General features: G+C 67.9%; 19 protein-coding genes. 6 read left to right on the top strand and 13 right to left on the bottom strand.

Going from position 1 to position 22,771, the window contains the following annotated elements; translation table 11 throughout:
- The first annotated feature begins 6 nt into the window (after window positions 1–6).
- Window positions 7–1,029: an alpha/beta hydrolase gene (locus tag QK291_RS04160; protein WP_282379393.1), complete on the top strand. Its 1,023-nt coding sequence runs from the start codon at window positions 7–9 to the stop codon at window positions 1,027–1,029.
- Window positions 1,026–2,084, top strand: a complete 1,059-nt coding sequence (locus QK291_RS04165) for an alpha/beta hydrolase (RefSeq protein ID WP_282379395.1) — start codon at window positions 1,026–1,028, stop codon at window positions 2,082–2,084. Before QK291_RS04160 ends, QK291_RS04165 begins: the two co-directional genes overlap by 4 nt.
- Window positions 2,085–2,116: 32 nt before the next feature.
- Here the strand turns inward: QK291_RS04165 and QK291_RS04170 are convergent, their stop codons facing one another.
- The 3 genes from QK291_RS04170 to leuA form a co-directional block, all read right to left on the bottom strand.
- Window positions 2,117–2,944: an isoprenyl transferase gene (locus tag QK291_RS04170; protein WP_282379397.1), complete on the bottom strand. Its 828-nt coding sequence runs from the start codon at window positions 2,942–2,944 to the stop codon at window positions 2,117–2,119.
- A 2-nt stretch (window positions 2,945–2,946) separates the two neighbouring features.
- Window positions 2,947–3,702: a DNA repair protein RecO gene (gene recO / locus QK291_RS04175; RefSeq protein ID WP_282379399.1), complete on the bottom strand. Its 756-nt coding sequence runs from the start codon at window positions 3,700–3,702 to the stop codon at window positions 2,947–2,949.
- A 105-nt stretch (window positions 3,703–3,807) separates the two neighbouring features.
- A complete protein-coding gene (gene leuA / locus QK291_RS04180) occupies window positions 3,808–5,547 on the bottom strand; it encodes a 2-isopropylmalate synthase (protein WP_282379401.1) in 1,740 nt (579 codons plus the stop codon).
- Between the two features lie 252 nt (window positions 5,548–5,799).
- On the opposite strand from leuA, the gene QK291_RS04185 reads away from it, so the two are divergent.
- Entirely contained in the window at window positions 5,800–7,755 is a 1,956-nt protein-coding gene (locus QK291_RS04185) for a M13-type metalloendopeptidase (protein WP_282379403.1), read from the top strand.
- Window positions 7,756–7,849: 94 nt separating this feature from the next.
- On the opposite strand, the gene QK291_RS04190 is transcribed toward QK291_RS04185, so the two are convergent.
- The 5 genes from QK291_RS04190 to QK291_RS04210 form a co-directional block, all read right to left on the bottom strand.
- Window positions 7,850–9,298, bottom strand: coding sequence for an LCP family protein (locus QK291_RS04190; RefSeq protein WP_348994555.1), 1,449 nt, complete (start codon window positions 9,296–9,298; stop codon window positions 7,850–7,852).
- A 237-nt stretch (window positions 9,299–9,535) separates the two neighbouring features.
- Entirely contained in the window at window positions 9,536–10,495 is a 960-nt protein-coding gene (gene era / locus QK291_RS04195) for a GTPase Era (RefSeq protein ID WP_282379407.1), read from the bottom strand.
- The gene (locus QK291_RS04200; RefSeq protein WP_282379409.1) at window positions 10,479–11,810 is read right to left on the bottom strand and encodes a hemolysin family protein; all 1,332 of its coding nucleotides are present in this window, start codon (window positions 11,808–11,810) and stop codon (window positions 10,479–10,481) included. The genes era and QK291_RS04200 overlap by 17 nt, the downstream gene beginning before the upstream one ends.
- Window positions 11,807–12,280: an rRNA maturation RNase YbeY gene (gene ybeY, locus QK291_RS04205; protein WP_282379411.1), complete on the bottom strand. Its 474-nt coding sequence runs from the start codon at window positions 12,278–12,280 to the stop codon at window positions 11,807–11,809. Before ybeY ends, QK291_RS04200 begins: the two co-directional genes overlap by 4 nt.
- The gene (locus tag QK291_RS04210) at window positions 12,277–13,365 is read right to left on the bottom strand and encodes a PhoH family protein (protein WP_282379413.1); all 1,089 of its coding nucleotides are present in this window, start codon (window positions 13,363–13,365) and stop codon (window positions 12,277–12,279) included. The genes ybeY and QK291_RS04210 overlap by 4 nt, the downstream gene beginning before the upstream one ends.
- 430 nt (window positions 13,366–13,795) lie before the next feature.
- Here QK291_RS04210 and QK291_RS04215 point away from each other — a divergent pair, with 430 nt between their 5' ends.
- The gene (locus QK291_RS04215) at window positions 13,796–14,695 is read left to right on the top strand and encodes a GerMN domain-containing protein (RefSeq protein ID WP_282379415.1); all 900 of its coding nucleotides are present in this window, start codon (window positions 13,796–13,798) and stop codon (window positions 14,693–14,695) included.
- Window positions 14,696–14,809: 114 nt separating this feature from the next.
- On the opposite strand, the gene QK291_RS04220 is transcribed toward QK291_RS04215, so the two are convergent.
- The 3 genes from QK291_RS04220 to hrcA all read right to left on the bottom strand — a co-directional run bounded on the left by QK291_RS04220 (window position 14,810) and on the right by hrcA (window position 17,872).
- A complete protein-coding gene (locus QK291_RS04220) occupies window positions 14,810–15,619 on the bottom strand; it encodes a 16S rRNA (uracil(1498)-N(3))-methyltransferase (RefSeq protein ID WP_282379417.1) in 810 nt (269 codons plus the stop codon).
- A 2-nt stretch (window positions 15,620–15,621) separates the two neighbouring features.
- Complete coding sequence (gene dnaJ / locus QK291_RS04225; protein ID WP_282379419.1) at window positions 15,622–16,749, bottom strand: molecular chaperone DnaJ; 1,128 nt, start codon at window positions 16,747–16,749, stop codon at window positions 15,622–15,624.
- Between the two features lie 109 nt (window positions 16,750–16,858).
- A complete protein-coding gene (gene hrcA / locus QK291_RS04230; RefSeq protein WP_282379421.1) occupies window positions 16,859–17,872 on the bottom strand; it encodes a heat-inducible transcriptional repressor HrcA in 1,014 nt (337 codons plus the stop codon).
- Between the two features lie 233 nt (window positions 17,873–18,105).
- Between hrcA and QK291_RS04235 the strand changes: the two genes are divergently transcribed.
- The gene (locus tag QK291_RS04235) at window positions 18,106–18,957 is read left to right on the top strand and encodes a DUF3097 domain-containing protein (protein WP_282379423.1); all 852 of its coding nucleotides are present in this window, start codon (window positions 18,106–18,108) and stop codon (window positions 18,955–18,957) included.
- Window positions 18,958–19,099: 142 nt separating this feature from the next.
- Window positions 19,100–19,519: a DUF4870 domain-containing protein gene (locus QK291_RS04240; RefSeq protein WP_024368069.1), complete on the top strand. Its 420-nt coding sequence runs from the start codon at window positions 19,100–19,102 to the stop codon at window positions 19,517–19,519.
- Between the two features lie 115 nt (window positions 19,520–19,634).
- Here the strand turns inward: QK291_RS04240 and hemW are convergent, their stop codons facing one another.
- Both hemW and lepA read right to left on the bottom strand, forming a co-directional pair.
- A complete protein-coding gene (gene hemW, locus QK291_RS04245; protein ID WP_282379428.1) occupies window positions 19,635–20,873 on the bottom strand; it encodes a radical SAM family heme chaperone HemW in 1,239 nt (412 codons plus the stop codon).
- A 42-nt stretch (window positions 20,874–20,915) separates the two neighbouring features.
- Window positions 20,916–22,769, bottom strand: a complete 1,854-nt coding sequence (gene lepA, locus QK291_RS04250) for a translation elongation factor 4 (protein ID WP_282379430.1) — start codon at window positions 22,767–22,769, stop codon at window positions 20,916–20,918.
- Window positions 22,770–22,771: the final 2 nt, after the last annotated feature.

The raw sequence follows: 22,771 nt of genomic DNA on the forward strand, positions 1-22,771 counted from the left end.
GAAGCCATGGACTGGGTACCCGATATCCTCGGCGACGACTTCGAGGCCTGCACTGTCGCGGCGTCCGGGCCTGACGGCGTCGAGCGGACCGCCACGCTGGTGCGGCACGTTCCCCGGGCAGGGGGTGCCGCCGGCGGAGCGGCAGCCAGCGGGACTGCAGCCGCCGGGCGCCGGCCCCGCGCCGTGCTGTTCCTGCACGGCTGGAGTGATTATTTCTTCAACGCGGAACTCGCCGAATTCTGGACCGGCCAGGGGTTCGCGTTCTTCGCCCTTGACATGCACAACCACGGGCGGAGCCTGCACGCCGGCGCGCACGGCGGCTACGTGGCCGACCTGGACGACTACGACGCCGAGATCACCGCGGCGGTTGGCATCATCGCCTCCCTGCACCCCGTGGCGGAAGCACCGCCGGCGGTGGCGCTGATGGGGCATTCCACCGGCGGGCTGATCGCCGCGCTGTGGGCCAGCCGGCATCGGGGGAAGGTTTCGCAGCTGATCCTCGACAGCCCCTGGCTGGAAATGCACGGCAGTCCGGCCGTGCGCCGCGCGGCCCGGACCATGGTGGAACCGCTCGCGCGGTTCCGGCCCGAAGCCGTCATCCGGCTCCCCGAACGCGGCTTTTACTGGCGCAGCATCAGCAGCGCCGCAGAGGGCGAATGGACCCTGGATGACAGCTACCGCCCGCCCCGTGCGTTCCCCGTTCGGGCCGGGTGGCTGAGCGCGGTCCTCAGCGGACAGTCGCGGGTGGCGCGGGGACTGAACATCGACGTCCCGATCCTGGTGCTGATCTCGGGAGCCAGCGCCACCGGGATGTTCTGGAAGGAATCCATGCGGCGCACCGACGCGGTCCTGGACGTCAACACCATTGCACTGCGGGCCCTCAGCCTGGGCCGGACCGTCACGCTCGAACGGATCGACGGCGCCCTGCATGATGTGTTCCTGTCGGCCCCGTGCGTCCGTGCCGACGCCTATGCCCGGCTGGCCCGCTGGCTCCGCGCGTACGTGCTGGACGACGGCGGCGCCGCGTGACGTCCGCCGGGGTGCGGCCGGTCTGGCGGGAAGATGTGCTGGGCAGCCGTTTCGCGCGCCTGGAACTGCCCCTGGCGCCGGACGACGAGGGCCCCGTTGTCGCGACCCTGGTCCGGCACGCCGGCCCGGACGGAGCGGCGTCCGGGGTGGCGGCTCCGGCCCCGGCCACCCCTGACCCAGCCCCGGCCCTCCCTGGGACTCCGGCACCGGCGAAGGTGGTCCTCTACCTGCACGGCTGGGCCGACTACTTCCTGCAGGCCGAGCTCGCCGACCGCCTCGTTGCCAGCGGCTTCCACTTCTATGCCCTGGACCTGCGGAAGTTCGGGCGCAGCCTCCGGGACTGGCAGACCCCCGGGTACACCACCGACCTGGCCATCTATGACGAGGACATCGCAGCAGCGCTGGCAGCGATCGGCTCCGATATCGCCGGCCGCACCGGCAGCTCCGCGGCGCCGACGGTGCACGTGCTCGCGCATTCCCTCGGCGGCCTGGTGGCGGCGCTGTGGGCGGACCGGAACCCTGGGAGGCTGGGCACGCTGGTCCTCAATGCGCCTTGGCTGGAACTTCAAGGCAGCAGCCTGATCCGGAACATCGCGGTGCACCTGGTGGAACCGCTGGCGCGCGCCGATCCGCGCCGGACGCTCCTGATGCCCAGCATGCCCGGCTACTGGGACAGCGTGGGCGAGACAGCCCACGGCGAATGGGGCCTCGATCCCGCGTGGCGTCCGCGGGAATCGTTCCCCGTCCGGCCCGGCTGGATGAAGGCAGTTCTGGCCGGCCACGCGGCCGTGGCCCAGCGGCTCGCCATCAGCTCACCGGTGCTGGTGATGCTGTCCGGACGCACCCGGATCCAGGCCGAATGGTCCGAGGAACTCATGGGACTCGACGCCGTGATCGATGTCGAGGAAACGGCGCGCAGCGCGCTCAGGCTGGGCCGCCGGACGGCAGTGTTCCGGTACCCGGGGGCGATCCACGACATCTTCCTGTCCCGCCGCGCGGTTCGGCAGGAAGCCTACGACGACCTCGTCCTCTGGCTCAGCCTGTACCCGGGCTGACAAAGCAGACTAGCCGGCCGCCGCTCTGGGGGTCAGGCCGGGCCGGCGGGGGCCGCGTCCACCGCACCGCCGTAGCGGCGGTCCCGCTGGGCGTAGACCTCGACGGCGTCCCACAGCGTGCGCCGGTCCACGTCGGGCCAGAGCGTGTCCATGAAGACGAACTCTGCATACGCCGACTGCCACAGCATGAAGTTGGAAAGCCGCTGCTCCCCGGAACTGCGCAGGAACAGGTCAACGTCGGGAAGGTCCGGCTCGTCCAGGTATTTTTGGATCGTCTTTTCGGTGATGGCGCCCGGCTTGAGCCGCCCGGCGGCGACTTCCTCGGCGATCGCGGACACCGCGTCCGCGATTTCGGCGCGCCCGCCGTAGTTAACACACATGTTCAACGTGCACGTGCTGTTGCCGCGGGTGAAGTCCTCGGCTTCCTCCAGTTCGCGGATCACCGAGCCCCAGAGCCGGGGGCGCCGGCCGGACCAGCGGATCCGGACGCCCCACTCATCAAGCTGGTTGCGCTGGCGACGTAGCACATCCTTGTTAAATCCCATCAGGAAGCGCACTTCCTCGGGCGAGCGGCGCCAGTTTTCGGTCGAGAAAGCGTAGACACTCACGTACTCGATGCCGAGCTCGATCGCCCCGGCCACCACGTCCAGCAGGGCCGGCTCCCCCGCCTTGTGGCCCTCGATCCGGGGCAGGCCGCGCATGTTGGCCCAGCGCCCGTTGCCGTCCATCACGATCGCGACGTGGCGGGGGATGAACTCCGCCGGGATTGCCGGGGGTACGGCTCCGGAGGTGTGCGGGTACGGGCGCACCACCGGGGCGCTCCGCTGCCGGGCCGGACTCTTCTTTTTACCCAACGCCACGGTTACGTTCGCTCCACATGTTTGAGGGATTTGAGGACACGTTCCAGATGCCACTGCAGGTAGCTGGCCACGAGGCCGGCGGCCTCCCGGCGGTGCACGCGCACGGACGCGTCCGCCGTCGTCCAGTCCCCGGTGAGCAGCGCGCCGAGCAGCACGACGGTTTCCGCGGCAGGCGCGGGCGATCCCGGCGGCCGGCAGTCGGCGCACACCATGCCGCCGAGCGGAGCCGAGAAAGCGGTGTGCGGCCCGCGGGCCCCGCAGCGTGCACAGTTGGTGAAGCTCGGCGCCCAGCCGCCGGTGGCGAGGGCTCGCAGCAGGTACGAATCGAGGATGAGTTCCGGGCTGTGGTCCCCGCGGCTCAGCGATGCCAGGGCCCCGACGAGGAGGTTGTACTGGGCGGTGCCGGCTTCGCCGTCGACGTCGGTGAGCTTCTCGGCCGTCTCCGTCATGGCCGCAGCGACGGTGTAGCGGCCGTAGTCGGCGGCGATGCTGCCGCCGTAGGCGCCTTTGGCGACGGCCTGCGTGACAATGTCCAGGGTGCGGCCGGAGATCAGTTGCAGGTCCGCGACCATAAAGGGTTCCAGCCGGGCGCCGAAGCGGCTGCTGGTGCGCCGGACGCCCTTGGCCACCGCGCGGACCTGGCCGTGGTGCTTGGTGAGGATGGTGATGATGCGGTCCGCTTCACCCAGCTTGTGGGTGCGCAGGATGACGCCGTCATCACGGTAGGCGCGGGAGGCAAAGGAGGAGGGATGGGCCACGGTTAATCTTCGCACTGTCTTGGAAAGAAACACTGCCTATCGGGAAACCCCGCAGTTCAGGCAGACTGCGCCGCCGGAGGACCCGGCGGCGCAGTGACGGCCGGCTTAGGCGCGGGCGTCCCGGATGGCGCGGTTCACGGCCGAGATGACGGCCTTGAGCGAGGACGTGGAGGTGTTGGCGTCGATCCCGACGCCCCACAGCACACGCTCCCCCACGGCGCATTCGACATACGCCGCGGCGAGGGCGCTGCCGCCTTCGGACAGGGCGTGTTCGCTGTAGTCCAGCACCCGGACGTCGACGCCGTCCTCGCGCAGGATGCTCAGCAGCGCAGCGATCGGACCATTGCCGGTGCCGGTGCGGTGGACCGGGGTGCCGTCGATCTTCAGCGCGGCGTGCAGCGTCATGGAACCGTCCTCGTCCGTCTCGGTGCTGAACGGTCCGAGCGCGTAGCGGCCCCACTGCGCGTCGGCCGCGCCGGAGGGCAGGTATTCATCCTGGAAGACCTGCCAGAGCTGGGCGCCGCTGACTTCGCCGCCCACGGTGTCGGTCTGCTTCTGGATGACCCCGGAGAATTCGATCTGGGCGCGCCGCGGCAGGTCCAGGTTGTGCTCGTTCTTCAGCAGGTAGGCGACGCCGCCCTTGCCCGACTGGGAGTTGACGCGGATGACCGCCTCGTAGCTGCGGCCGAGGTCCTTCGGGTCGACCGGCAGGTACGGGACCTGCCAGGGGTAGTCCGCGACGTCCTTGCCGGCGGCGGCCGCATCCTTCTCCAGGGCTTCCAGGCCCTTCTTGATGGCGTCCTGGTGCGAACCCGAGAACGCGGTGAAGACGAGGTCCCCGCCGTACGGGCTGCGCTCGGCCACGGGCAGCTGGTTGCAGTACTCCACCGTGCGGCGGACTTCATCGATGTCGGAGAAGTCGATCATCGGATCGATGCCCTGGACGAACATGTTCAGCCCCAGCGTCACCAGGTCCACGTTGCCGGTCCGCTCGCCGTTGCCGAACAGGCAGCCTTCGATCCGGTCCGCGCCGGCCAGATAGCCCAGCTCGGCGGCCGCGACGCCGGTGCCGCGGTCATTGTGCGGGTGCAGGGACAGGATGATGCCCTCCCGCGGGTGCAGGTTCCGGCTCATCCACTCAATGGAGTCCGCGTAGACATTCGGGGTGGCCATTTCCACGGTGGCCGGCAGGTTGATGATGACCTGGCTGTCGGCGGAGGCCTCGAACACGTCGGCGATGGCGTTGCAGACCCGCACGGCGTACTCCAGCTCGGTCCCGGTGAAGGATTCGGGCGAGTACTCGTAGGTGATGTGGGTGTCCTGCAGGGTCTCTTCGTACTTCTTGCACAACCGCGCGCCCTGCAGGGCGATGTCCAGGATGCCGTCCTCGTCCTGGTTGAAGACGACCCGGCGCTGCAGGACCGAGGTCGAGTTGTACAGGTGCACGATGGCCTGCCGGGCGCCGACCAGGGACTCGTAGGTCCGCTCGATGAGGTGCTCGCGGGCCTGGGTCAGGACCTGGATGGTGACGTCGTCCGGGATGTGGTTGCCCTCGATCAGCTGGCGGACGAAATCGAAGTCCGTCTGCGAGGCGGAGGGGAACCCTACTTCGATTTCCTTGTAGCCCATCTGGACCAGCAGCTGGAACATCTTCAGTTTGCGGGCGGGGCTCATCGGGTCGATCAGGGCCTGGTTGCCGTCGCGCAGGTCCACGGCGCACCAGCGCGGGGCGTTGGTGATGACCTTGTCCGGCCAGGTGCGGTCCGGCAGTTCAACCGTGATCAGATCCTGGAACGGTACGTAGCGGTGGACGGGCATTCCTGAGGGCTTCTGTGCGTTTCGCATTACAATCGGGGCCTTTTCTGTGATTCCTGATGAAAGGGTGGCCGGGCAACACAAACTCCGCAGCGAGGGTGGGCCTTGCGCTAGATCGCGTCTGAGGCCTCGCCGCGGCAGCTAAGAAGAAGCAGTTCTGCGCGCACCCTTTCACAGTAACACGGGTGCGTAAGATGAAGGGGCCACACCTCCGTAACGTCCACCATGCAGACCGGGGGCCCGTAACAAGGCGGTCCCGGGCTGCCTCTCAAAGGAGCATCCGTGCCACTTTCGGGGATCGTCCTGTCCAATATCGACGCCAGTGTCCGGCCGCAGGATGACCTGTACCAGCATGTCAACGGCACCTGGCTCAAGAGCACCGAGATCCCGGACGACCGGCCCCTGGAGGGGACCTTCACGGCGCTGCGGGACGGCTCGGAGCTTGCGGTGAGGGAGATCATCGAGGATGCGGCCGCCCGCGGCGCGGAGTCCACCGGGATCGAGCAGAAGATCGGGGATCTCTACAACAGCTTCATGGACGAGGCTGCGGCGGAGGCCAAGGGACTGGATCCGATCCGGCAGCGGCTCGCCGAGGTGTTCGCCACGCAGACGGTCGCAGAACTCGTGGCCCTCTCCGGGCGCCTGTTCCGCGCGGACGTGGGCGGGCTCTTCTACATCTATCCCGCCCCCGACGCCGGCAACCCGGACCGGATCCTGCTCTACACCGGCCAGGGCGGACTCGGCCTGCCGGATGAATCGTATTACCGCGAAGAGAAGTTCGCCGCCGTGGTCCACGCCTACCGGGACCATGTGGCGACCGTTTTCACCCTGGCCGGTGTACAGCAGGATCCGGAAGCGGCGGCCGGCCGGGTCGTGGCGCTGGAAACGGCGCTGGCCGCTCACCACTGGGACAAGGTCACGCTGCGGGATCCGCAGAAGACGTACAACCTGAAATCGGCAGAGGAGGCCACGGAGCTCTTCCCGCTCCTCACGACCTGGTTCGACGCCGCCGCCATCACATCCGATAAACGCGCCGAACTGGTCGTCAGTACACCGGACTTCTTCGCCGGGGCGGCTACCCTGCTGGATGCCGAGCCGTTGTCCGTCTGGCAGGAATGGCTTGCCCTGCGCGTTGTCAGCGCGGCCGCACCGTACCTGTCCGCCGCGTTGGTGGACGCCAACTTCGCCTTTTACGGCACGACGCTCAGCGGCACGCCGCGGAACAAGGACCGGTGGAAGCGCGGCGTCGCCGTCGTCGAGGCCGCACTGGGCGAGGCCGTGGGCCAGATCTACGTGGCCCGGCACTTCCCGGAAACGCACAAGGCCCGGATGGAGTCGCTGGTCGCCAACCTGATCGAGGCGTACCGCCAATCCATCACCGGCCTGGCCTGGATGGGCGAGGACACGAAACATGAGGCACTGAAGAAGCTCAATTCCTTCCGGGCCAAGATCGGCTACCCGGACAAGTGGATCGACTACTCCGCGGTCGAGATCGACCCGTCGGATCTGCTCGGCAATGTGGAGCGCGCGCACAACGCCGACGTCGACCGGCACCTTGATGAGGTCGGCAAGCCCGTGGACCGGGAGAAGTGGCTGATGACGCCGCAGACGGTGAATGCCTACTACCACCCGCTGCTGAACGAGATCGTCTTCCCCGCGGCGATCCTGCAGCCGCCCTTCTTCACCGCCGACGCCGACGATGCCGTCAACTACGGTGGCATCGGCGCCGTCATCGGCCACGAAATCGGCCACGGCTTTGATGACCAGGGCTCCCAGTACGATGGCAACGGGCTGCTCCGCGACTGGTGGACTGAGGACGACCGCACCGCCTTCGAAGCGCTGACCGCCAGGCTGGTGGCCCAGTTCGATGCGCTCTCCCCCGCCGCGGCGCCCGGGCACACCGTCAACGGCAAACTGACCCTGGGCGAGAACATCGGCGACCTCGGCGGCCTGACGATTGCGTACAAGGCTTACCAGATCAGCCTCGACGGCCAGGAGGCGCCCGTGCTGGACGGCCTGACCGGTGTGCAGCGCTTCTTTGCGTCCTGGGCTGCCAGCTGGCGGCAGGTCATCCGGACCGAGGAAGCGATCCGCAGGATCGCCACGGATCCGCACTCACCCAACGAGTTCCGCACCAACCAGATCGCCAGGAACCTCGACGCCTTCCACGAGGCCTTCGGCACGGCGGAGCAGGACGGCATGTGGATGCCGGCGGACGAGCGCGTCAGCATCTGGTAGACGCTCAGAGCCGGCTGCCCTGGCACGCACCGAGCGCCGGCCGCGGGAGCAGTTCAGCTCCTGCGGCCGGCCCTCGCCGGTTCAAAGCGCGCCGCTACCGGGTGATCAGCGCCGGGTTGGCCTGCTGGCAGACGACGTCACCGGCGGTCTGGTTGACGATGTCCGAGGGCAGTTGCACCGCTGAGTCCGCACCAGTGCCGCCCACCAGATCGCTGCCAAGGTAGACCTGGACGCCGGCGACACCGGCTGCCGGAAGCACCTGCGTCGCCGGAATGCCCAGCAGGGCGGCAACGTCGGCGGCCACAACCTCGTAGCCGGCACCGTAGTAGACGGCGGTCGCTGCGACCGGCCGGGCGGCCAGCTGCCCGAGCTGGGTGAAGCCGCCGGCGGTGAGGGCCTGGATAATCTCCTGGGGCCGGGCCGGAACGCCGGACCCGTTCGCGACCGTGACGGGCTGCAGCGCCTTGTCGTACGCGGGGGCCGTCTCGCTGGGTGTCGGCTCGGCGCTGGCACTGGGATCCGGGGACGCGGACGGGCTCGGCGGCGCCGTCGGGTCCGTGAGGTCAATGTCCTTGCGCATCGCCGCGAAGAGCTGGGAAGCAGCGGGCTCCGCGACCTGCAGGCGGTTCAGGTCGCTCACCGCGGGAACCGTCGGGACCGCCACGAAGGCGACCTTTCCGACGTCGATGTTCTTCAGCCGGTTCCCGACCGTCAGCAGCGTCGGGATGGAGGCGAGCCCCTCGTCGATAGTCAGGTTCCTGGTGACGACGTCGGCGATCTCCAGCATCCTGGCCGGGTTGGACATCGTGCCGTCATCCTTCATCTTCCGCGTCAGGGAGGACAGGAAGCCCTGCTGTGCCCTGATCCTGCCGAGGTCGCCGCCGTCGGCGAAAGCGTGCCGGGTGCGCAGGTACGCCAGTGCCTGCTCGCCCTGGACCGTGGAGGTTCCCTTCGGGAGCCGCAGCTTCGAGTCCGGGTCGTACACGGCGTCGCTGATGCAGACCTCCACACCGCCCACTGTGTTCGAGAGCTCCTTGACAGCGTTGAAGTCCGCCATCATAAAGTGGTCGATCTCCAGGCCCGTCAGTTTGTTGACCGTGTCCACCGCGCAGCCGATGCCGGCCTCCGACATGGCCTCGTTGATCATCACGTTCTTCTGCGCCGGGAATTCCTGCTTGGATTCCTGGTCGGTGCATTTCGGTTTGTCCACGAGCAGGTCGCGGGGGAAACTGACCACGCTGACCCGCTTGTTGTCCGCCGAGATGTCCATCAGCATCATGACGTCGGAGTGCCCGAAACCGGTGGCGTCGTCGGACGTGCCGTAGTTTGAGTTCTTCCCGTCACGGGTGTCCGAGCCCAGGATGAGGATCTGCATCCGGTCCCGGGAATCGTCCAGGGCGCCCTCGGTCTTGTCGCTGCCGGCCCCGAGTGACGCCTTGCTGATGTTGCCCTGCAGCCGGAGGACCCAGTAGGCGCCGAAGACGAGGACGCCAATCAGCAGGATGGAGAAAGCGGCGCTGCCGATCTTCAGCCAGGTCGGCATGCGGCGGATGCGTCCCAGGTGCCGTGCCGGGCCGACGGCGGGATCATCCGTGTGCCGGGCAGCAGAACCTGAACGGGCCGGGGATCCGGTTCCGTCTGCGCGGTCTTCACGGGGTCGAGACACAGTTAATCCTGCTTTCACGAAAGGGGTCAGCCCATTTTAGGGTCCGAAACTGGGAATTCCCCGATGCCGGGCTCCATGGGAGCGGCGCAGGCCCCGTCGGCGCCGGGGTGGCGCCTAGAAGCCGAGCTTGACGAGCTGCTTCGGATCCCGCTGCCAGTCCTTGGCGACCTTCACGTGCAGGTCCAGGTAGATGCGCGCGCCAAGCAGCGCCTCGATCGCCTTGCGGGCGTTGGTGCCGACCTCACGGAGCCGGGCGCCGCCCTTGCCGATGATGATGGCCTTCTGCGAAGGACGTTCCACGTAAAGATTGACCCGCACGTCGAGGAACGGCTTGTCTTCAGGCCTGCCCTCCCGGGGAACAATCTCGTCGACGACGACGGCAAGGGAGTGCGGCAGTTCGTCGCGGACGCCCTCGAGGGCGGCCTCCCGGATGAGTTCGGCGATCATCACCGCTTCCGGCTCGTCTGTCAGGTGGCCGTCCGGGTAGAGCGGCGGCGAGGGCGGCATCAGGCCGATCAGCACGTCGGCAAGGGTCTTGACTTGGAAGCCGTCGGCGGCTGAGACCGGGACGATGTCCTTCCAGCCGTCCTCGCCGAGAACCTCTCGGCCCAGGGCGTCGACTGCGAGCAGCTGTTCGGTGAGGCCCTGGCGGTCCACCGTATCGGCCTTCGTCACGATGGCGATGACCGGTTTGTTCCCGATGGCGGCGAGCTGGGCGGCGATGAACTTGTCCCCCGGGCCGATCTTCTCGTTCGCCGGCAGGCAGAAGCCGATCGCGTCGACCTCGGCGAGGGTGTCGGCCACGAGTTCGTTCAGCCGCTTCCCCAGCAGGGTGCGCGGACGGTGCAGGCCCGGAGTGTCTACGAGGATCAGCTGCCCGTCGTCCCGGTGCACGATGCCGCGGATGGTGTGGCGCGTGGTCTGCGGTTTGGCCGAAGTGATCGCAACTTTCTGGCCGACCAGGGCGTTGGTGAGGGTCGACTTGCCCGTATTGGGCCGCCCGACCAGCACCGCGAAACCGGCTTGGTAGCCGCCGTGGGCTGCTTCGCCGTCGGACTTATTCTGCTTGCTCACGTGAGACTCCCTGTTGGATTGGTGCGGCCTCGTCGAGAAGGTCTTCAAGGTCAGTTTCTACTGCTGGTGCGGCCGCCGCAATGATGTGGCTGACGCGGTTCCGCCGGCCCTCGAGCCGGTCGGCACGGAGGGACAGTCCGTGGACCTCGACGGTGCTGCCGACAATCGGCACCCGGCCGAGGGCCTTGGCGAGCAGGCCGCCCACGGTGTCCACTTCGTCGTCGTCGAGCTCGAGGTCGAAAAGCTCACCCAGGTCCTCGATGCTCATCCGGGCGCTGACCCGGTAGCTTCCGTCGCCGAGTTCCACCGCCTCCGCGCTCTCAGTGTCGTATTCGTCGACGATCTCACCGACAATTTCCTCGATGAGGTCCTCGAGGGTGACGAGCCCGGCCGTGCCGCCGTATTCGTCGATCACGATCGCGACGTGGGTCGATTCCTTCTGCAGTTCGCGCAGCAGGTCACTCACCGGTTTGGAGTCCGGCACGTAGCGCACCTCGCGGGCGAGCTCGTCAACAACCGGCGGCTCCCCACCGGGGCCGAGGTTGTGGATGACCGCGGCCACATCCTTGAGGTACACGATGCCCAGGACCTGGTCGGTGTTCTCGCCGATGACGGGGATCCGGGAATAGCCCGAGCGCAGGAACAGCGACATGGCCCGGTGCAGGCTGGACCCGGAGTCGATGCAAAGGATGTCGGTGCGGGGCACCATGACGGAACGGACCAGGGTGTCCCCGAAATCGAACACCGACTGGATCATTTCGGCCTCGTTGTCCTCGATCACGTCAGATTCCGTGGCCCGGTCCACAAGCTCACGGAATTCCTCCTCGCTGAAGAACGCCTCGTTGTCCGCGGGCGCCCCGGGGGCCACCGCGCTGCCCAGTGTGACGAGCCAGCCCGGAATCGGACCCAGCACCCAGCAGAGCCAGCGGATCGGCGGGGCGCTGAAGCGGACCAGGCCGGCCGAGTGCACCCGGCCGAGCTGCCGGGGGGACACCCCGACGATCACGAAGCCCAGCAGGGCCATCACGCCGGTGGCGATCAGCCCGGAAATCCAGACGTTGTCGAGCAGGCTGTTCAGCAGCACCGTCACGGCCACGGCGGAGGCCATATCGAACCAGATGCGCCAGAACCGCAGGGCCCGCATGTGCGCCACGGGCTGGGCCATGATGTGCTTGAGCGCGTTGCCGCGGCTGTGCAGGATCGCGGCCTCGGCGTCGTGCCGGGAAAGGTAGTTAAAGGCAGATTCGGCTGCGGTCAGGAACGCGGCAAAGCTCAGGAACACCAGCGCCATGCCGGCAACGATCAGTGGCGTCACTGAATCGTCTCGGAGGGGGCATCTTTACCGGTGAAGGCGGAGAGCAGTTCGCGCTGGAGGTCGAACATCTCCTCCTTCTCCTCCGGCTCCGCGTGGTCGAAGCCGAGCAGGTGCAGGATGCCGTGGGTCGTGAGCAGCAGCATCTCGTCCTGGGTGGAGTGGCCTGCGTTCATCGCCTGGACCTCCGCGACCTGCGGGCAGATGGCGATGTCACCGAGCATGCCCTGCGGCGTGGGCTTGTCCGGGGTGCCCGGCGTCAGCTCGTCCATGGGCACGGAGAGCACATCCGTGGAGCCCGGCTCGTCCATCAGCTCGATGTGCAGCTTCTCCATGGCCGGCTCGTCCACCAGGAGGATGGACAGTTCAGCCTGCGGGTGGATGAAGAGCCGTTCGAAAACGAACCTGGACAGCTGGACCAGCTCGGCCTCATCGACGGTGATGCCGGATTCGTTGTTGACCTCAATGCTCACGCGCGTTCCCCCCGCTTGTCCCGGGCCACGGAATGCTTGACCCGGTTCCGCTGGATCTCGTCCCAGACACTGTAGGCGTTGACGATGTCGCCCACCAAGCGGTGCCGGACGACGTCGGAGGCGTCCAGGACGGTGAAGTTGACGTCGTCGATGCCCTGCAGGATGTCCTCCACGATGCGGAGGCCGGAGCGGGTCCCGAAGGGCAGGTCAACCTGCGTGACGTCACCGGTGATGACCATTTTGGAGCCGAAGCCCAGCCGGGTGAGGAACATCTTCATCTGCTCCGGGGTGGTGTTCTGCGCCTCGTCCAGGATGATGAAGGCGTCGTTGAGCGTGCGCCCCCGCATGTAGGCCAGCGGGGCGACCTCGATGGTGCCGGCCGCGATCAGCCGCGGGATGGATTCGGGGTCCATCATTTCGTGCAGGGCGTCGTAGAGCGGGCGAAGGTAGGGATCGATCTTGTCGCTGAGCGTGCCGGGAAGGAATCCCAGCCGCTCCCCCGCCTCCACGGCGGGACGGGTCAGGATGATCCGGGTGACTTCCTTTTGCTGCAGTGCCTGAACGGCCTTGGCCATCGCCAGGTACGTCTTGCCGGTACCGGCCGGGCCGATTCCGAAGATCACCGTGTTGTCGTCAATCGCGTCCACGTAGTTCTTCTGGTTCAGCGTCTTCGGCCGGATCGTCTTGCCGCGGCTCGAGAGGATGTTGTGCGTGAGCACCTCGACCGGGTTCTGCAGGGACTGGCTCCGGAGCATCGACACGAGCTGCTGCAGGACCGAGGGGGTGACGACGGTGCCCCGGGCGACGAGACCCCGGACCTCGTTGAGCAGGCGCATGATCCGCGGCACGTCGGCGGCCGGCCCGCTGATGGCGAGTTCGTTGCCGCGGACATGGAAGTCGACGGCCGGGAACTGGGCCTCAATGAAGCGCAGGGCTTCGTCATGACTGCCAAGGGACTGGACCATCTGATCGGAGTTGTCGAACAGGACCACCTCCGTCCGCAGCCCTGGTAGGGAGTGGGGAAATTCACCTGCGGCGCGCTCTCCGGCGCTGATCCGGGCCTTGCCGTTCGCTGCTTCAGTCATGGTGTTGGCCCGCGGGCCTCTGGTCCCCTCCAGTTGGAAATGGTCTGTGCTGACCCGGCCCCGACGGCGCTTGATTTGCCTTCTGGTTCCGGGTGTCAGCGGGTCCTTTTATCTTACGCCAGAGCGGGGCTTCGCACCGCGCCGGGCGCGGCGGCCTGTCGGTCCGCCGCACGGCGTCATCCGCCGGCTTTCGCGCATTTAGGTATCAAGTTCGTATCGGCCTCATATCGTTCCCGTTGCATTTCCCGCCGGCCGGCCGAATCCAGGCGTTCGCCCCCGACCCGTGTGCCATGCTGGAAACCTTCCTCCGTCGCGGTTTTGAGCCGGGCTGGGGGTGGTTGAACTCTAAGAATCCGAGCAGTGGAAGGCAACGGCCATCAGGGATCGCGGGACCGGGCAAACAGCGGCAGGCAGGCGGATACGTCCGGGCATGCCGCTGCTGGCGCTGCCCGCAGCGCTGGCCCTGGCCCTCACCGGCTGCGTGGCCACATCCCAGACCGGCATCACGGATTCCAGTACCCCCTCGCAGGTCCTTTCTGCCCAGGCGTCGGCGCCGGCCACGAGCGCACCGCTGGAAACCACGCAGGCGTCCAACAAGGCGCCGGTGTACTGGATCGGCCGGAGCAACGACAGCATGTTCCTCTACCGGGAGTTCCGTGACGTTCCGGAACAGGACAATCCGGTCACGCGGGCGCTTCGGGTCATGATGTCCGAGAAGCCGCTCGATCCGGACTTCTTCACCCCGTGGCAGGACCCCAAGAAACTGGCAAGCTCCATTTCGGGCAAGAATGTCATCACGGTCGACATGTCCGCGGACGCCTTCAACAGCAATGTGGACCCGGCCATGGCCGAGCGCGCGGTCCAGCAGCTCGTCTATACCGCGACGGCAGCCGCGGCCAGCGCGGGGCTAATCGATGCCGGCCAGCAGATCCAGGTGGTGGTGCTCGTGGACGGCCATACCGACTACGTCGCCTTCAACCACGTCCGGCTTGGCTCTCCGACGGCCCGCAGCGTCGGCATGGTCGCCCCGGTATGGATCATCGATCCCCAGGAGGGGACCTCCGTGGAGGACGGTGCCGTCAAGATCTCCGGCCGAAGCACCACTCCGGGCGGCAAACTTCGGTGGGAAATCCTGCGCATCGAAGGCAGCGTCGAGACCCGGTACCTGGACGGGACCGTCACGGCCTCGGCTGAGGCCGGCCAGTCGGGAGCCTTCGGCCTGTCGGTCAGCCTGGGGCCGGGCAACTATGAGGTCCGGGTGGCGCAGCTCGAAGAGGGGAACCCGGCCGAGGATCTGAACGTCGACACCCGCGGGTTCACGGTCAAATAGCGGACCCCGCCGGATTTCCGGATCGGCTGCTCCGTAGCGGCCCTTTTGAACCCTCAAAACGGCGCTTATGGAGCAGTCGATCGCTTCCTTTATGCGCGGACGGACTGCGGGACGCTACCAGCGGCCGAGGACGTCGCTGGCCAGGACCGTGGCGGCGGGACCGGCCGTGGACGAGCGCAGCACATGGTGCCCCAGCAGGGCCGTCACCGCGCCGGCGTCGCAGAGCCTGGTCACCTCCCTCGGGCTGATGCCGCCCTCAGGTCCGACGATCAGGAGCACCTCGCGGCCGCCGTCTGACCAGCCGGCCGCAGCGCCGTCGGCGGCCGCCCGGTCAGCTGCCGAGCCGGCGTCCTGCCAGGCCTCCAGCACCTGCCGCAGCGGACGGACGGCGTCCTCGTGCAGGATGACGGCCAGGTCGGCCGCCGCCACTGCTGCCTGCAGCCCGGCGCCGTCGACGGCGGGGCGGACCGGGGGAATCCAGGCGCGGCGTGCCTGCTTTGCCGCCGCCGTGACAACCGACTGCCACTTGGCGTGGGCTTTCGCCGCGCGTTCGGCCTTCCAGCGGACGATCGACCGTTCCGCCTGCCAGGGGACGACGGCGTCGATCCCCAGCTCGGTAGCGGTTTCGGCAGCGAGTTCGTCCCGGTCGCCCTTCGCGAGGGCCTGGACCAGCACGAGCCGCACCGCAGGCCGGGGCTCCTCGGCGAGTCGGGAACACTCCACGGACAGTTCGCCGGGCGCGACGGCGGCCACGGTGCCGGTGAGGCGTTTTCCGGCGCCGTCGGCGATGTCCACGCTCTCCCCCACACCAAGCCGCTTCACCGTGACCGCATGGCGGGCCTCTGGACCGTCAAGGACGAAGACGGAACCGGGGGCCAGCCCGTCCAGGGTGCCGGGGGCAGTGAAGAAGACCGGGTTGCTCACGGCTACAGGTTACCGAACCGGTCCCGAATCTTAGAGAAGACCCCGCCGCTCACGGCGAGCTTTCCTTCGCTGAACTGTTCCCCGCGCAGCTTGGCGAGCTGGCGGAGCAGATCCTCCTGGGCGGCGTCGAGCTTGGCGGGGGTGTCCACCTGGAGGTGGACCTTGAGGTCGCCACGGCCGTAGCCGCGCAGGTGGGTAACGCCGAGCCCGCGGAGCGTAATGACCTCGCCGGACTGGGTGCCGGCCTTGACGTCGATCTCCTGCCGGCCGTCGAAGGTCTCGAGGGTCAGCTCGGTGCCCAGCGCGGCGGCCGTCATGGGGATGTTGAGGCTCGCGTGCAGGTCGTCGCCGTCGCGAACGTACGTGGCGTCGTTGTTGACCCGGATCTCAACGTACAGGTCGCCCGCGGGGCCGCCGGCAGGTCCGGCCTCGCCCTGCCCGGAGAGCTGGATGCGGGTGCCGGTGGCCACACCGGCGGGAACCTTGACCGTCAGGGAACGCCGGCTGCGGATCCGTCCCTGGCCGGCACATTCGTTGCAGGGGTCCTTGATCACGGTGCCGAAGCCCTCGCAGGAGCCGCAGGGGGCCGTGGTCATGACCTGGCCGAGGATAGAACGCACGGCGCGCTGGACCTGGCCGCTGCCGCCGCAGATGTCGCAGCGCACGGGGTGGCTGCCTGCACGACAGCACGAGCCATCGCAGGTGGGGCAGGTGACGGCCGTGTCCACTTCGATTTTCTTGTTGACGCCGAACACGGCGTCGCGGAGGTCGATCCGGACGCTGATCAGCGCGTCCTGGCCGCGACGGACCCGGGAGGCCGGCCCGGCCTGGCCGCCGGCGCCGAAGAAGGTCTCGAAAATGTCCTGGAACGCGAAGCCCTGGCCGGCGTAGCTGCCGCCGCCGAAGCCGTTGTCGGTGCCGTTCTCGTTGCCGGTGGTGTCGTAGATCCGGCGTTTCTGCGGGTCAGACAGCACCTCATAGGCGTGGGTGACGGCCTTGAAGCGGTCCGAGGCGTCGTCCCCCGGGTTCACGTCCGGGTGGAGGGTCCGCGCGAGTTTGCGGTAGGCCTTCTTGATCTCTTCTCCGGTAGCTTCACGGGAGACTCCCAAAACGTCGTAATGGCTGCTCAAAATGTGTATCTCTTCCTTTTTATACTGCCGGTGGGGCACTGCCTGTTAGGGGCAAGAAGTCTGGTGCCGGCCCGTCGGGCCGTCAGGCCAGCCGGGTCTGCGCGGTTCGTCAGGGGCCGAGAATCCGAGAAAGGTAGCGGGCCACGGCCCGGACGGCGGCCATGGTGGTCGGATAGTCCATCCGGGTGGGGCCCAGCACGCCGACTTTCGCCGTCGCGTCCGGGCCGTAGCCGGTTGCCACCACGGAGGCCTCGGCGAGTCCGTCATACGGGTTTTCCCGGCCGATGCTGACCGTCACCCCCCGCGGGTCCTCGGCCATGTCGCTCAGCAGGCGGAGCATGACCACCTGCTCCTCGAGGGCTTCCAGCACCGGGCCGATGCTGAGCGGGAAGTCGACGTTGGAGCGGGCCAGGTTGGCGGTTCCGGCCATGACCATCCGCTCCTCGCGGCTGCTGGTGGCCAGAGCCTCCAGGCCACGCGCCAGCGCCTGCGCGGGGCCGCGACGGGCGGGAGGGCAGCCGGCAATGACGGACTGCAGTGTCTGCGGCAGCAGGTTCAGCGGCGTGCCCGAGAGGCTGCCGAGGAACCGGGTGCGCAGCTCGGACAGGACCTCGTCGGAAAGCTCCTGCCCCGCATCGATAACCCGCTGTTCCACCTTGCCGGTGTCTGCGATCAGCACTGCGAGCACCTTGCGGGGAGCCAGCAGGACGAATTCGATGTGCCGCACCTTGGCGCGGCTGAGGTGGGGGTACTGCACGACGGCGACCTGGTTGGTCAGCTGCGAGAGCAGCCGCACGGTCCGGTCGAGGACGTCGTCGAGGTCGTCGGAGCCCTCCAGGAGTGCCTGGATGGCGCGGCGCTCGGCCGGTGAGAGCGGCTTGACCGCCGAAATCTGGTCCACGAAGAGCCGGTAGCCCTTGTCCGTGGGGATGCGCCCGGCGCTCGTGTGCGGTGCCGTAATCAGGCCCTCATCTTCCAGGGCCGCCATGTCATTGCGGATCGTGGCGCTGGACACCCCGAGGTGGTGCCGTTCGACGAGGGCTTTCGAGCCGACGGGTTCACGCGAATGGACGTAGTCCTCCACGATGGCGCGCAGCACTTCGAGCTTGCGTGGTTCGCTCACGCTCCACCTCCCTTCGACTGTCCTGCATCCGGTGCCGCCGCTCGCCGGCCGCGCCGGACAATGGTTCCGGCACAAAGACATGGTGGTTAGCACTCGCCACGCCTAAGTGCTAACCAGTCTAATATGAGTCGCCGCATTGTTAGCATTGAATTCGCTCCGGGCGTTCCTCCTGGGGCGGGTGTTTTCGGGCACAGCCCGCCGCAGCAAACCGACCGTAGAGCAGGGTGTAACCGATGTCGTACCAGAACTGGGGCCCCCAGGACCTGTCCAGCCCGGCCAGGACCGAACTGCCTGAAGTGCCGGTGGAGCGCGGAATGGTGCTCGAGGATGTGCAGTCCGGCTGGGTGGGTGCCGTCACGCGGGTGGAGAAATCCGGCGGCATGGTCGTGGTGGCCCTCGAAGACCGCCGCGGCAAGTCCCGGTCGTTCCGGCTCGGCTTCGGTTTCCTGCTGGAGGGCCAGCCGATCCGGCTGATGCCGCCGGCGCCCCGGGCCGCCGCGGAACCCGCCGGCGGCACCAGAACCGCCTCCGGCTCCGTCCGGGTGGCTGGCCACCGCGCCCAGGTGGCCAAAGCGAGCCGGATCTGGGTGGAAGGCAAGCACGACGCCGAACTCGTCGAACGGGTCTGGGGAGACGATCTCCGGGTGGAGGGCATCGTGGTCGAGCCGCTGCACGGCATCGATGACCTCGCCGGTGCCGTGGCAGCCTTCGGGCCCGGGCCCGGACGCCGGCTCGGTGTCCTGGTGGACCATCTGGTGCCCGATTCCAAGGAATCCCGGATCGCCGCGGCGGTGATGGCATCCCCCGGAGCGGCCGGCAACGTCCTGATCGTTGGCCACCCCTACGTCGACGTCTGGCAGGCGATCCGGCCCGCCGTGCTGGGAATCGAGAAGTGGCCTGTGATCCCCCGCGGCGTGGACTGGAAGACCGGTATCCTGATGGCCTTCGGCTGGCCGCACAGCACCAAGGAGGACATCGGCCTGGGCTGGCAAAAGCTCCTTGGCGCGGTCCGGAGCTACGCCGATCTGGAACCCTCCCTGCTGGGCCGGGTGGAGGAGGTCATCGACTTCCTCACCGTTCCCTGAGGCGCCCCCCGCGCACCCCAGCCAGCGGGCCGATCGGTGATTCCGCGCCCGAGCAAGTATTCTTGTAAGGCGGCTGCGCTCCCGGCGCAGCCCTGGCACCTCCAGGCAGCAACGCACCACCCGCAATCCGAAGGACGACACCGTGGCAGATGACGCACGCGAACACACTGGCAACCAGGCCGGCCATGGCCAGCCCCCGTACCACGGCGTTCCCGCAAATGCGCTGCCGCTGACGGCAAACGAGGACCGGCAGTGGGCCACGCTGGCGCACTTCGGCGGCATCCTGGGCTGCGTTCCCTCGCTGCTGATCTACCTGATTTTCAAGGACCGCGGCCCGTTCACGGCGCAGGAGTCCAAGGAAGCCCTTAACTTCACGCTGCCCCCCACGATTGCTGCCGTGCTGTGCAACCTGCTGGTCTTCGTCCCGGTGGTGGGCAACATCTTCGCGGTCCTGGCCACGGTCATCTGGATTGCCGTGACGTGCTTCTCGGTCGCGGCCGGCATCCACGTCAACCGCGGCCAGCCGCACCGCTACGAGTTCAACCTCCGCTGGATCAAGTAGGCCCGCAGCCCCTGCCGGCGAAGTCCGGCGTGACCTGCGCCCTCCCGCCGGGCCAGGGCCTCTCTCGCAGGACCTGCGTCAGTTCAAAACCGGCGTTGGGCCGGCAGGACCTGCGTCAGTCCGGCAGGATCCTGCGGACCACGGCGTCGGCGAGCAGCCGGCCCTTGAGCGTCAGGACGAGGTTGCCGCGGAAGGCCGCCACGGGATCCACGAGGCCGTCGGCGATGAGCCCGGCGACGGCGTGCCGCCCGGTATCACCGAGCCCGCCGAGGCTGGCGATCTCCAGCCCTGAGTTCAGCCGCGCCGCGAGCATGACGCGCTCCACGTTGCGGGTCTCCGAGTCGAGGGTTTCCCGGCCGGCGGCCGGCGAGAGCCCGGACCCGAGACGGTTGGCATAGGCGGTGGGATGCTTGACGTTCCACCAGCGCACGCCGCCAACGTGTGAGTGCGCGCCCGGGCCGATCCCCCACCAGTCGTCCCCTCGCCAGTAGGCGAGGTTGTGGCGGCAGGCCTGCTCCGGGGTCCGGGACCAGTTGCTGACCTCGTACCAGGAGAGCCCGCCGGCCGACATAAGTTCGTCGGCGAGCTCATACTTGGCCGCGTGGTCGTCGTCGTCGATTCCCGGCACTTCACCGCGGCGGATCTGCGCGGCGAGTTTGGTGCCCTCCTCGACGATCAGTGCGTAGGCGCTGATGTGGTCAGGCCCGTACGACAGTGCCGTCTCCAGCGAGTGGCGCCAGTCCGCCAGCGACTCCCCCGGCGTTCCGTAAATCAGGTCAAGGCTGACGGCGAGGCCGGCCTCCCGGGCCCATTGGACCGCCTGGGGCACCCGGCTCGGGGTGTGGGTGCGGTCCAGCACCTTCAGGACGTGCGGCACCGCGGACTGCATGCCGAAGGAGACCCTGGTGAAGCCGGCGTCGGCCAGCAACTGCAGGGACTCGGGGGTGACGGAGTCCGGGTTCGCCTCGGTGGTGACCTCGGCGCCGGGCTCAAGGCCCCAGGCCGCGATGGCGGCGGTGAGGATCCGGGCCAGGTCCGCGGCGGGAAGCAGCGTGGGTGTTCCGCCGCCGAAAAAGACCGTGCTGAGCGGGCGCGCCGGCACTCCGCTGCGCTGCAGGACCGCCGCCGCGAAGTCGACCTCCGCGATGGCGGTACCGGCGTAGGCGTCCTGGGAGGCCCCGCCGCCGAGCTCCGTGGCGGTGTAGGTGTTGAAGTCGCAGTAGCCGCAGCGCACGGCACAGAACGGGATGTGGACATACAGCCCGAAGGCCCGGCCCGGGGCGCCTTCCAGCGCCTGGGCCGGCAGCAACCCGTCCGGCGGCGCCGGGTCGCCCAGCGGGAGGGCGCTAGGCACGGTCCGGGCCTGCCTGAATGGGGACAGTCATAAGTGGCACCGCTACTTCTTGGCCTTGTCCTTGGATTCGTCCGTGGTGAGGGCGGCGATGAAGGCTTCCTGCGGGACCTCGACGCGGCCGACCATCTTCATGCGCTTCTTGCCTTCCTTCTGCTTTTCCAGCAGTTTCCGCTTTCGGGTGATGTCACCGCCGTAGCACTTCGCGAGCACATCCTTGCGGATGGCTCGGATGCTTTCCCGGGCGATGATCCGGGAACCGATGGCAGCCTGGATGGGCACCTCGAACTGCTGCCGCGGAATGAGTTCGCGCAGCTTGCCGGTCATCATGACGCCGTAGGCGTAGGCCTTGTCACGGTGTGTGATGGCGGAGAAGGCATCCACCTGTTCGCCCTGGAGCATGATGTCGACCTTGACCAGGTCGGCGACCTGGTCGCCGTCGGCCTTCCAGTCCAGCGAGCCGTAGCCGCGGGTCTTGGACTTGAGGATGTCGAAGAAGTCGAAGACGATCTCGGCCAGCGGCAGGCGGTAGCGGATTTCCACCCGGTCCTCGGAGAGGTAGTCCATGCCGCCCATGACGCCGCGCCGGCTCTGGCACAGCTCCATGATGGCGCCGACAAACTCGTTCGGGGCGAGGATGGTGGCGGCGACCATCGGTTCGCGGACCTCCGCGATCTTGCCGGTGGGGTATTCGCTGGGGTTCGTCACGTGGACGACCTTCTTGTCCTCCAGGGTGACCTCGTATTCCACGTTGGGGGCGGTGGAGATGAGGTCCAGGTTGTATTCGCGTTCGAGCCGCTCACGGGTGATTTCCAGGTGCAGCAGGCCCAGGAATCCCACGCGGAAGCCGAAGCCCAGTGCGGCGGACGTCTCCGGTTCGTACACCAGGGCAGCGTCGTTGAGCATCAGTTTCTCGAGCGCATCGCGGAGCACCGGGTAGTCCGTGCCGTCCAGCGGATACAGGCCCGAGAAGACCATCGGCTTGGCATCGGCATAGCCGGGGAGGGATTCGGACGCCGGCTTGGCGAGGTTGGTGACGGTGTCCCCGACCTTGGACAGGCGGACGTCCTTCACGCCGGTGATGAGGTAGCCCACTTCACCGACGCCGAGGCCCTTGGAGGGGGTCGGCTCCGGGGAGCTGACGCCGATCTCGAGGAGCTCGTGGGTGGCGCGGGTGGACATCATCTGGATGCGTTCGCGGGGGTGCAGCATGCCGTCAACCACGCGGACGTAGGTGACGACGCCGCGGTAGGTGTCGTAGACCGAGTCGAAGATCATGGCGCGGGCCGGGGCGTTGGGGTCACCCTTGGGGGCCGGAAGGTCGCGGACGATCTTGTCGAGCAGGACCTCGACGCCCATTCCGGTCTTGCCGGAGACGCGGAGCACCTCGTCGGGGTCGCCGCCGATCAGGTTGGCCAGCTCCGCTGCGTACTTCTCGGGCTGGGCTGCCGGGAGGTCGATCTTGTTCAGGACCGGGATGATGGTGAGGTTGTTTTCCATCGCCAGGTAAAGGTTGGCGAGGGTCTGGGCCTCGATGCCCTGGGCCGCGTCGACCAGCAGCACGGCGCCTTCGCAGGCCGCGAGCGAGCGGGAAACCTCGTAGGTGAAGTCAACGTGCCCGGGGGTGTCGATCATGTTCAGCGCGTAGCTGACACCGTCGAGCTCCCACGGCATACGGACAGCCTGGGACTTGATGGTGATGCCGCGCTCGCGCTCAATGTCCATGCGGTCCAGGTACTGGGCCTTCATGTCGCGGGACTGGACCACGCCGGTGTACTGGAGCATCCGGTCGGCCAGTGTGGACTTGCCGTGGTCAATGTGCGCAATGATGCAGAAGTTCCGGATGATGTCCGGCTCTGTTGCCGCGGGCACCGGGGCGGTGCGGGCCATGGGAGACACGC

The organism is Arthrobacter sp. AL12 (assembly GCF_029960645.1).
Lineage (GTDB): Bacteria > Actinomycetota > Actinomycetes > Actinomycetales > Micrococcaceae > Arthrobacter.

Excerpts from the sequence above, each read along its gene's own strand:
- QK291_RS04160 (WP_282379393.1), top strand. The coding sequence starts at position 7 with ATGGACTGGGTACCCGATATCCTCGGCGACGACTTCGAGGCCTGCACT.
- leuA (WP_282379401.1), bottom strand. The coding sequence starts at position 5,547 with ATGCGAAACGCACAGAAGCCCTCAGGAATGCCCGTCCACCGCTACGTA.
- QK291_RS04190 (WP_348994555.1), bottom strand. The coding sequence starts at position 9,298 with ATGCCGACCTGGCTGAAGATCGGCAGCGCCGCTTTCTCCATCCTGCTG.
- QK291_RS04210 (WP_282379413.1), bottom strand. The coding sequence starts at position 13,365 with ATGACTGAAGCAGCGAACGGCAAGGCCCGGATCAGCGCCGGAGAGCGC.
- QK291_RS04215 (WP_282379415.1), top strand. The coding sequence starts at position 13,796 with ATGCCGCTGCTGGCGCTGCCCGCAGCGCTGGCCCTGGCCCTCACCGGC.
- QK291_RS04235 (WP_282379423.1), top strand. The coding sequence starts at position 18,106 with ATGTCGTACCAGAACTGGGGCCCCCAGGACCTGTCCAGCCCGGCCAGG.